Below are 8,491 nucleotides of genomic sequence, written 5' to 3'. Positions count from 1 at the left end.
TCAATCGGGCATTCTTATGGATGTTCATTCGGTTGGCTTCTTTGAGAACTGGGGGTTTGGCGATTTCCAGTTTCTCAAATCCAATCCGAATGAACCAGAACAACCTATTGAAACATCACAGCTAGGCATGGCGAACCACGCCGGCCCGTCGTGCTCCAACGGCTATCACTTCCTGCCACCGCCTCCACGATGAAAACGTCACTTGCCCTGATCGCGACCGTCCTCTTCGCCGCCTCCGCGGCGGCCGCCGACGACACGCGGAAATCCCCCGCCGCCGCAAAACAGCCGGGTGCCGCCACCTCCGACGGCAAGCCGCAAGGCAAACCGCAAAAGCGGGCCGAGAGTTCGGGCGACCGGCCCGACCTGAAGGAAGGCGCCATCGGTGCCGGCGGCAAGCCGGTCGACAAGGCGGCCTCGGGCAGCGCCGCCGGCGAAACCGGCGGCCCGGCGGCGACGAAGGGACATACCGGCAGCACGACCAACACCTCGAACAGCCCGGGGAAATAGCCGGCGAGGGCAATCAGGCGGGCGGCGCACGCGGAAAAGGTTTACCATCCTCGCCTTGCCCACAGGACCCGCCATGATCATCAGTCGAGAAATCTACGAAGCCGCCTTGCTCATCAGCCGCCAGCCCACCGTCTATGTGCACGGCCTGCCGGCGCACCAGAAGGCGATCGACGCCGGCGTCGCCTGCGTCAACGGCAAGCTCATCGAACTCACGCACAAGGGCGAAGAGGTGATCAGGCTCTGAAGCCGCCGCGAGGCTAGCCGTAGACGATCTCGTCGAACAGCCCCACTTGCACGATGCAGTCGGCCGCCTCGGCGTCGATGTCCGTCGGATCGCCCTCTTCCACCGCCGCGAGGATGATCGCCCGGATCGCGGGCGCCACCTCCGCTTCTTCATTGGCGATGCGCTCTATCGCATCGGCCACGCCCTGCAGGTCCAGCGTGCCGCCCTGCGCCGGATCGTCCTGCGCGAGAAAGCTCACCGCCTGGTACTCGATGTCCTCGCGCTCGTCGCCGTGCACTTCGGCGTCGTCCTCCACATAGTCCGAGACGTCGAAATCGCGCGCGCCGTCCGGTCCGGCGGCATCGCCCTCCGACTCCACGCTGGCGTCCGCCCAGTAGGAGCAGCCTCCCTCGGCCGCCACCTGCAGTACGCGGGACAGAAACTCGTCGCTCAGTTCATACGCCTGGCCGTCGATCGTGATTTGCTTGCTTGAATTCATTGTGGGCCTCACCTTGGATTGCGTATTCCGCCACCCGGCAAGCACGCGCGGGCATCGCTGCTCCCGCCTCGCAAACACGCCTGCCGCGGCGGATTCATCGATACGAGGGCCGGCGTCGGGTTTAGTTCTGTTTCGGGGGCATGAACGCAGCAGGCGCGATGATTGACGCACTTTAAGGCGGCGACGGGTCGGCGCCGCGCCGTCCGCGCCGCCGACTACACTTGAGCCGGGCTGTCGAGGCGCCGGTGCCGCGTGCCCGCTGAAAAAAAGGAGAAAAACATGGTCAACGGCAAGGCAGGCAAGGCGCTGTGCGCGGCCGCCGCATGCATGCTCGCGCTCGGCGGCTGCGGCTCGACGGCGCGCACCGAGAGCGCACAGGCGCCGGTGCGCGCGGCGCCCACACCCGTCGTGCAGCAACCCGCCACAGCCACCACTGCCACGGCGCCGGGCGTTGCATCCGGCAAGACGCTGGTGCAATGGCTGGGGCAGGCGGCGACCCGCATCATCACCCCGGGCGGCAAGGTCATCGTCATCGATCCGTGGCTCACCACCAATCCCCGCACGCCGGAGGGATTCCGCCACGTGCATTCACTCGGCAAGGTGGACCTCATCCTGGTGACCCATGCCCACATGGATCATTTCGCCGACGCGCCGGCGATGGCCAGGCTGTACAACGCGCCCGTCTACGGCCCGGCCGGCCTGAATCAGTCGATGGTGCATCTCGGCATGCTGCCGAGCGAGCTGTCGCCGCGCTTCAACAAGGGCGGCACCATCTCGCCGCTCGGCCCCGGCATCAGGATCACCGCCACGCATGCCGAGCACAGTTCCGAACTCACCTGGCGCAATCCCGCCACCGGCAAGGATGAGACCCATGTCGGGGGCGAGCCGGTCGGTTTCCTGATCGAACTGGAGAACGGTTTCAAGATCTGGCACATGGGCGACACCGGCCTGTTCGGCGACATGCGGCTCATCGGCGAATACTACAAGCCGGACCTGATCCTGATCCCGATCGGCGGCCACTACGTGATGGACCCGAAGGACGCCGCGGTCGCGACGCGCGACATGATCCGCCCGCGCTATGCGATCCCCATCCATTACGGCACCAATCCGCAGCTCAAGGGAACGCCGGAAGAGTTCGCGCGCGCGATGGGCAATTCGCCGATCGGCATCCTCAACATGAAGCCGGGCGACGCGCTCCAGTTCTGAGCGCGGCCGGCGCGCCCTCATCGCCCTCGCAGGGGGCCGCCGGGCTCCGGCAGCTGCACGACGATTTCGACCACCGGACCGGCGCCGCCCGCCCGGCCGGTGCTGGCCAGCGGCCGCGCCGCCGCCCTGAGCACCTCTATCCGGTCGGCGGGGACGCCACGCTCCACCAGGAACGCGCGCGCCGCGCGCAGCCGCTCGTCCCTGAGCTCGGGCGCGTAGTCCGCCGGTTTTCCATGGTCGAAGGTTTCGCGCAGCTGGATTTTTTCCGCGCGCAGCGCGATCGCCGTCAGCGATTTTTCAGCCTCGGGGCTCAGCCTGAGCGCGTTCGCGCCGCTGCGGAACATCACGCGGAACGCGAGCGCCTCGCGGTCGCCGATGCGCGCGGAATTGAGCGCGAGTTCATCCTGCTGGCTGCCCGGCAGGGAGACGCTCTGCGACGGCGCGGCCGGCTGCACGGGCGCCGCCTGGGCCTGTGCCTGGATCTGCTCCTGAGCCTGCGCCTGGACGGGCGCCTGCGGCTGGGGCTGGGCCGGCGCCGCATTCTGCACAGGACGGCCGGCGCAGCCGCAGAGCAGTCCCGCGGCGAGCACGGCGGACAGCGTGTTCGTCCTCATGTCTTGGTCTCTTCATTGTCGGTTGGACCTGCACGCTACCATTTTCCGGGCGGCGCGGAGCGGAAGCTGCGCAAACCGGGTGCGCGGATCAGTCGGACGGCATGATCGACGCATGGTCCGGCAGCGCGCGGAGGATTCTCCGTTACTTCTCAAGTTCGGCGCTACTGGCCCCGTGCTGCCATATGCTCGCCTTGAGGCCTGTACCTGCGGCGTCGGCGGGAAGCCGGGCAGGCTTATGCAAAACCAGGAGGTGTTACAACGAAAAATTCAATGTGCGATGCGGCATGAATGCTTGCCTGGGCAGTGGCGCGCATGAAACCATTAAACTTTGGGAGGCTGCCAGTCTCCGCTTCTTGCCGACCGATGAACAATCCACCCGTCCGATACCCGCTGGCGATCTTCGACTTCGACGGCACGCTTGCCGACTCCTTTCCCTTCTTCATCGCCAATTTCAACCGGATCGCCGACAGGCATCGGTTCAGCCGCATCCGCGAGGAAGAGATCGAAGCATTGCGCGGCTGCGGGGCGCGCGAACTGATGGCCCGCCTCGGCATCCCGTTCTGGAAGCTGCCGCTCATCGCGCGCAGTTTCATCACCCTGATGAAGGACAACCAGGCCGCCATCTCCCTGTTCGACGGCGTGCCCTCGGCGCTTTCCTGCCTCGCCCGGCGCGATGTGACGCTGGCGCTGGTGTCGTCGAACTCCCATGCCAACGTCACCGGCATACTCGGCCATCACTGCCGGCATTTCCGCTACGTCGATTGCGGCGCGTCGGTCTTCGGCAAGGCGGCGCGCCTGAGAAAGATCCTGCGCACCGCCGGCGTGCCGCCGGGGCAGGCGATCTATATCGGCGACCAGCCGACCGACTGCGAGGCGGCGCACGCGGCGGACATGGCTTTCGGACTGGTGTCCTGGGGTTACGGCTCCGCGCACGCCTTCCGCGGATTCCGCCCGCAGGCGCATTTCGATCAGGTGAAGGACTTGTGCCGGATCGCCGGGTAGCGCCGTCCTGCCGCCCGGCCCGGACGTTCAGTCCTGGCGGACAGCCAGCTCGATGCTGTCCGGCCTGACGTCCTGGAAGGACGCGGCGGACCCGATCTCGAGCGGACGGGCGATGTAATAGCCCTGCAGCTTGTGCACGCCCAGCTCGGACAGCGTGGCCGCCTCGCCCGGGGTTTCCACTCCCTCGGCCACGAGCGAGATCCCGGTCTCCCCGGCGAAGCGCGCGAACGCGGCCGTCAGCGCGCGTCGCGACCTGTCGGTATCGATGTTTCGGGTCAGGCTCATGTCGAGCTTGATCCGGTCGGGGTCCAGGTTGAGGATGTGGCGGAAGCTCGCATAGCCGGCGCCGGCGTCATCCACCGCCACCTGCATCCCCCGCTCGCGCAGCGGCTGCATCAGGCGCCCGAGGTCTTCGTAATGATCGACGAACGCGTGTTCGGTGATTTCCAGCACCACGCGGTTGAGCGCATAGCCGTCGAAGATGCCGGTGAGGGCACCGCTGAGTATGTGTTCCGGCGACATGTTCACCGACACGAAGACATCGTCGCGCAGGCTGTCCAGGCCTTCCAGCGCCCGATGGATGGCGCGTGCCTCGAGTTCGAAACCGAGGCCGACCTCGTGCGCGAGGCTGAACCAGCGATCGGGCGACAGCCGCGGCTCCGCATGAAAGCGCGACAGCGCCTCGAAGCCGATGACGCCGTTTGCCTCCATGTCGAAGATGGGCTGGTAGAGAATGCGGTGACGGTCATCCTGCAAGACTTCGCGGATCTGCGCTTCCTGTCTCCGGTGATCGGCGGCGGCGCGCTCTTCGCTGCTGATCAGGCGCGCGGCGACATCCGCGAAAACCCGCATCATCGCCATGTCGCGCTCGTCGAGCGTGGGGTCGGGGGTATAGCTGAAGCAGCAGAAGGTGCCGTACACCCTGCCGTCGTCGAGCCGCACCGGCACGCTCGCGTGGGCGCCCACCGGCAATGCGTGCGTGACCGGAAGGGCGGCGGTCACTGGGTTCCGCCGCGCGTCGTTGATCAGCTCCGGAATGCGGCCGTCGACGACACGCAGGCAATAGGATTCCTCGAGCGGTCCGCCCGCGCCCGCCTGCACGGGATTGTCGGGACCGGGCGGATCGACTTCGCGGAATACCCGCTGGTCATCGGTGAAGCGCGACACGAAGGCCACGTCCATTCCGAGATGCTGGCGGATCGCCTGGAGAAGTTGTCTGAGCGCTTCATCGGTGTTGTTGCCCGTGTCGGCAACACTGTCGAGAAGCAGGTCGGATAGAGCCATTGTCGCGCGGTTGAAAGTGACGCAACTCAGAGAAAGCCCCGCCGCAAAGGTTCCTGCCTCTTTGCCGGCCGACCTACCGGCACGTCAGCGCCTGCTGCGCGCGAGTTCCTGGCTCTCCTGATGGATGAAGACGCGATTCTCTTCGCTCGAGAGGGCGTGGGTCAGGAAGATGGAATTGGCGTCCGCGGGTATTGCATGTCCGCAGTGCGGGCAGCGGATGATGCCGGCCGGCGTCGACAGGCTGAGGGTGGCGTCATAGCGATGCACGCGGAATGGCAGTCGGCAGTCTTCGTTCGAGCATCTGCGTGAAAGGCTAGGCATCGCGCTTCCCCCCGGTATGCGTGATGCGTCGAAATTACCATGCTGCCGGCATGGCGATCAAGGCGAGCGCATGCCGAATTCCCGCCGATTGCGTTGCCCCTGATAAAGAGGTGCACGAAGTCACACGTCGTCCGATGACAACGTCGTGACATTCACTTTTGCAACACGGCGTCCGGCATGCGTTTCGCTTGCCATCGTCCTGCCATCAGACCTGAAAGGATTCGCATGGAAAGCATCAAGGCACGCATCAGCGGACAGGGCGTGGACAGCTCGGTCGAGTTCACGGTGGAAGAAGCGATATCGCAGTACCAGGGCACGAAACCATGGCGCGAGCTGAGCGAGAGCGAGGTGGCGCAGGCGCTCAAGGATTACGCGCAATCGCTGTACGCGCGGCAGAACGGCATGGCGGGCGGCAACCTGGATGTCAGGCTGGAAGGCGGCACCCTGTCCGGCGTGCCCCAGAAGGATATCTAGAAGAGCGTCTGCTGCGGGCTGGTGAGCCGCGTGAAGGCATCGCCGAGAAACGGCAGTATCGCGTCCGCGACCGGCTGCAGCTGGCGCGTCAGATAGTGCTCGTAGTCGATCGGCGAGCGCAGCGCTTCCATCGGCTCGGGCCCGGCCACGGTGATCACGTAGCGGATCCATCCGCCGTCCTGGTATTGCAGCGGACGCCCCTGGCGCCGGTTGTACTCGTCGGCGATGCGCGCCGCGCGCACATGCGGCGGCACGTTGCGCTGGTATTCGTCCAGCTCGCGCCGCAGTCGCTTGCGATAGACGAGCAGCTCATCGAGTTCGCCGGACAGCGTGCGCCGCACATAATCGCGCACGTATTCCTCGTAGGGCTCACCGCGGAAGATGCGCAGGTAAAGCTCCTGCTGAAACCGCTGCGCAAGCGGCGACCAGTCGGTGCGCACCGTCTCCATGCCCCGGAACACGAGTTCGTCCGAACCGTCGGCCTTGCGCACCAGGCCCGCATAGCGCTTCTTGCTGCCCTGGTCCGAGCCGCGGATGGTGGGCATCAGGAAGCGCCGGTAATGCGTGTCGAATTCCAGTTCGAGCGCGCTCTCGAGTCCGAACTCGCGCCGCAGGTGCTCTTGCCAGAAGCGGTTCACATGCCCGACCAGTTCGGCGCCGATCGCGAGCGCCTCCTGTTCATCGTGCGCCCGCCCCAGCCAGACGAAAGTGGAATCCGTGTCGCCGTAGATCACCGGGTAGCCGCGCGCCTCGATCAGCTCGCGCGTGCGATGCATGATCTCGTGGCCGCGCAGCGTGATCGAGGACGCGAGCCGCGGATCGAAGAAGCGGCAGCCGCCGGAACCGAGCACGCCGTAGAACGCGTTCATGATGATCTTGAGCGCCTGCGACAGCGCCTGGTTGCCCTCGCGCTTGGCGGCTTCCCGCCCCTGCCAGATCTGCCGCACGATGGCGGGCAAGCAGTGGCGGTGCCGGGAAAAGCGCGCGCCGCGAAAGCCCGGCACGCTGGCGTCGGGACCGGCGCCGCCGCCTTCGACCAGCCCCACGGGATCGATCAGGAAGGTGCGGATGATGGACGGATAGAGGCTCTTGTAGTCGAGCACGAGCACCGAGTCATACAGGCCGGAGCGCGAGTCCATCACGAAGCCGCCCGGACTGCTCTCGCCCTGGACGTCGCCGAGATTGGGCGCGACATAACCCTGGCGGTGCATCATCGGAATGTAGAGATGCTCGAAGGCGGCCACCGAGCCGCCGCTTCGGTCGGCCGCCAGCCCGGTCACGCTCGCGCGCTCCAGCAGGAAGTCGAGCAGGCCGGTCTTGTCGAAGATGCGCGTCACCAGTTCGCAGTCCTTGAGGTTGTAGCGCGCGAGCGCCGGCTTGTCCTCGGCGAAGCGGCGGTCGATCTCGGCCATGCGCTGGTAGGGATTGTCGATGGCCTTGCCTTCGCCGAGCAGCGCCTGGGCGACGTATTCGAGACTGAACGAGGGGAAGTTCCAGGTGGCCGAGCGCAGCGCCTCGATGCCGTCGATGATCAGGCGGCCGGCCGCCGCCGCGAAGAAGTGCCGGCGGCTGCCGTGCTCGCGCCATTCCAGCTCGGCGCCGCCGCGGCCGAAGCGCAACGGAATGCCCAGCCGCTGGCCGTGACGGCGCAGCACGTTCAGGTCGAACTGCACGAGATTCCAGCCGATCACCGCATCGGGATCATGCGTGTCCAGCCACTCGTTGAGCCGCACCAGCATCTGCGCCGGGCTGTCGCAGTACATGAGATCGAAATCGAGCACGGCATCGCCGCCGTTCGGCGGCCCCAGCATGTATACCTGGCGCTGGCCGCAGCCTTCCAGCGCGATCGAGTACAGGTCGCCGTGCGCGCTGGTTTCGATATCGAGCGAGACGGTACGCAGGCGGGGACGGTAGCCGCCGTCGGGTTTCAGCTGCGGCACCGGCAGCGGAGGAACGGCGCCGGTCGGCGCGGAGAACGACACCGGCGCGGTGATGAAACGCTCCATCAGATAGCGCTCCGGCGGGCGGATGTCGGCTTCGTACACCTCCACGCCGTGCTCGCGGAGCCGCTTTTCCAGACTCAGCAGCCGCCGGTAGTGGGTGCAGTAAAGCCCGAGCACCGGGCGCCGGTGAAAATCCCGGAGATCCAGATCGCGCAGCTCGCAGCCGCGTTCATCACGCAGCACGGCCTGCGCCTGCTCGCGCTGTTCGGCGGGAATGAAGGCGACCGAGGTCTGCGGCGGCAGGCGGACATGGCAGGGACCGTCATCCGTCGCCAGCCAGAACTCGACCTCGGTACCGGCCGCCGTGTCGCGCCAGTGCCGCGTCAGCACGAAACCCCGCCTCGTTTGCATCAAATTA

At 66.4% G+C, this 8,491-nt stretch carries 11 protein-coding genes; 6 read left to right on the top strand and 5 right to left on the bottom strand.

Translation table 11 applies throughout. The features are described 5' to 3' along the window. The 3 genes from NCCP691_RS17225 to NCCP691_RS17215 form a co-directional block, all read left to right on the top strand. A partial coding sequence (locus NCCP691_RS17225; RefSeq protein WP_220809796.1) for a hypothetical protein occupies positions 1-193 on the top strand: 193 nt, incomplete at its 5' end. Then, the gene (locus NCCP691_RS17220) at positions 190-507 is read left to right on the top strand and encodes a hypothetical protein (protein WP_220809795.1); all 318 of its coding nucleotides are present in this window, start codon (positions 190-192) and stop codon (positions 505-507) included. The genes NCCP691_RS17225 and NCCP691_RS17220, both read left to right, overlap by 4 nt. Positions 508-580: 73 nt before the next feature. Continuing rightward, positions 581-751 carry a hypothetical protein gene (locus NCCP691_RS17215; protein ID WP_220809794.1) on the top strand — a complete coding sequence of 57 codons (171 nt, stop codon included), beginning with the start codon at positions 581-583 and terminating at the stop codon, positions 749-751. 13 nt (positions 752-764) lie between these two features. On the opposite strand, the gene NCCP691_RS17210 is transcribed toward NCCP691_RS17215, so the two are convergent. Beyond that, positions 765-1,229 (bottom strand): hypothetical protein, encoded by a 465-nt coding sequence (locus tag NCCP691_RS17210; RefSeq protein ID WP_220809793.1) that lies wholly within the window; start codon positions 1,227-1,229, stop codon positions 765-767. Positions 1,230-1,508: 279 nt separating this feature from the next. Between NCCP691_RS17210 and NCCP691_RS17205 the strand changes: the two genes are divergently transcribed. Beyond that, the gene (locus NCCP691_RS17205; protein WP_238482482.1) at positions 1,509-2,435 is read left to right on the top strand and encodes a metal-dependent hydrolase; all 927 of its coding nucleotides are present in this window, start codon (positions 1,509-1,511) and stop codon (positions 2,433-2,435) included. A gap of 17 nt (positions 2,436-2,452) precedes the next feature. On the opposite strand, the gene NCCP691_RS17200 is transcribed toward NCCP691_RS17205, so the two are convergent. After that, on the bottom strand, positions 2,453-3,049 hold the full coding sequence (locus NCCP691_RS17200; RefSeq protein WP_220809792.1) for an OmpA family protein: 597 nt from the start codon (positions 3,047-3,049) through the stop codon (positions 2,453-2,455). Between the two features lie 363 nt (positions 3,050-3,412). Here NCCP691_RS17200 and NCCP691_RS17195 point away from each other — a divergent pair, with 363 nt between their 5' ends. Continuing rightward, positions 3,413-4,051, top strand: coding sequence for an HAD hydrolase-like protein (locus NCCP691_RS17195; RefSeq protein WP_220809791.1), 639 nt, complete (start codon positions 3,413-3,415; stop codon positions 4,049-4,051). A gap of 27 nt (positions 4,052-4,078) precedes the next feature. On the opposite strand, the gene NCCP691_RS17190 is transcribed toward NCCP691_RS17195, so the two are convergent. Together NCCP691_RS17190 and NCCP691_RS17185 are read right to left on the bottom strand one after the other, a co-directional pair. Next, positions 4,079-5,335 carry a sensor domain-containing phosphodiesterase gene (locus NCCP691_RS17190; protein ID WP_220809790.1) on the bottom strand — a complete coding sequence of 419 codons (1,257 nt, stop codon included), beginning with the start codon at positions 5,333-5,335 and terminating at the stop codon, positions 4,079-4,081. 84 nt (positions 5,336-5,419) lie between these two features. Beyond that, positions 5,420-5,602 (bottom strand): hypothetical protein, encoded by a 183-nt coding sequence (locus tag NCCP691_RS17185; RefSeq protein ID WP_220809789.1) that lies wholly within the window; start codon positions 5,600-5,602, stop codon positions 5,420-5,422. 279 nt (positions 5,603-5,881) lie between these two features. On the opposite strand from NCCP691_RS17185, the gene NCCP691_RS17180 reads away from it, so the two are divergent. Continuing rightward, on the top strand, positions 5,882-6,130 hold the full coding sequence (locus NCCP691_RS17180) for a hypothetical protein (protein WP_220809788.1): 249 nt from the start codon (positions 5,882-5,884) through the stop codon (positions 6,128-6,130). Here NCCP691_RS17180 and NCCP691_RS17175 read toward each other — a convergent pair. Next, positions 6,127-8,484 (bottom strand): DNA polymerase II, encoded by a 2,358-nt coding sequence (locus NCCP691_RS17175; protein ID WP_238482481.1) that lies wholly within the window; start codon positions 8,482-8,484, stop codon positions 6,127-6,129. The genes NCCP691_RS17180 and NCCP691_RS17175 overlap by 4 nt on opposite strands. Between the last annotated feature and the right edge of the window lie 7 nt (positions 8,485-8,491).

The sequence above is a fragment of the Noviherbaspirillum aridicola genome (assembly GCF_019656455.1).
GTDB classification, from domain to species: Bacteria; Pseudomonadota; Gammaproteobacteria; order Burkholderiales; family Burkholderiaceae_D; genus Noviherbaspirillum; species Noviherbaspirillum aridicola.
This window is presented reverse-complemented; position numbering and strand designations above follow the sequence as displayed.

What these genes read in the sequence shown, in the direction of transcription:
- NCCP691_RS17220 (WP_220809795.1), top strand. Translation starts at nt 190, where the DNA reads ATGAAAACGTCACTTGCCCTGATCGCGACCGTCCTCTTCGCCGCCTCC.
- NCCP691_RS17215 (WP_220809794.1), top strand. Translation starts at nt 581, where the DNA reads ATGATCATCAGTCGAGAAATCTACGAAGCCGCCTTGCTCATCAGCCGC.
- NCCP691_RS17210 (WP_220809793.1), bottom strand. Translation starts at nt 1,229, where the DNA reads ATGAATTCAAGCAAGCAAATCACGATCGACGGCCAGGCGTATGAACTG.
- NCCP691_RS17205 (WP_238482482.1), top strand. Translation starts at nt 1,509, where the DNA reads ATGGTCAACGGCAAGGCAGGCAAGGCGCTGTGCGCGGCCGCCGCATGC.
- NCCP691_RS17200 (WP_220809792.1), bottom strand. Translation starts at nt 3,049, where the DNA reads ATGAGGACGAACACGCTGTCCGCCGTGCTCGCCGCGGGACTGCTCTGC.
- NCCP691_RS17195 (WP_220809791.1), top strand. Translation starts at nt 3,413, where the DNA reads ATGAACAATCCACCCGTCCGATACCCGCTGGCGATCTTCGACTTCGAC.
- NCCP691_RS17190 (WP_220809790.1), bottom strand. Translation starts at nt 5,335, where the DNA reads ATGGCTCTATCCGACCTGCTTCTCGACAGTGTTGCCGACACGGGCAAC.
- NCCP691_RS17180 (WP_220809788.1), top strand. Translation starts at nt 5,882, where the DNA reads ATGGAAAGCATCAAGGCACGCATCAGCGGACAGGGCGTGGACAGCTCG.
- NCCP691_RS17175 (WP_238482481.1), bottom strand. Translation starts at nt 8,484, where the DNA reads ATGCAAACGAGGCGGGGTTTCGTGCTGACGCGGCACTGGCGCGACACG.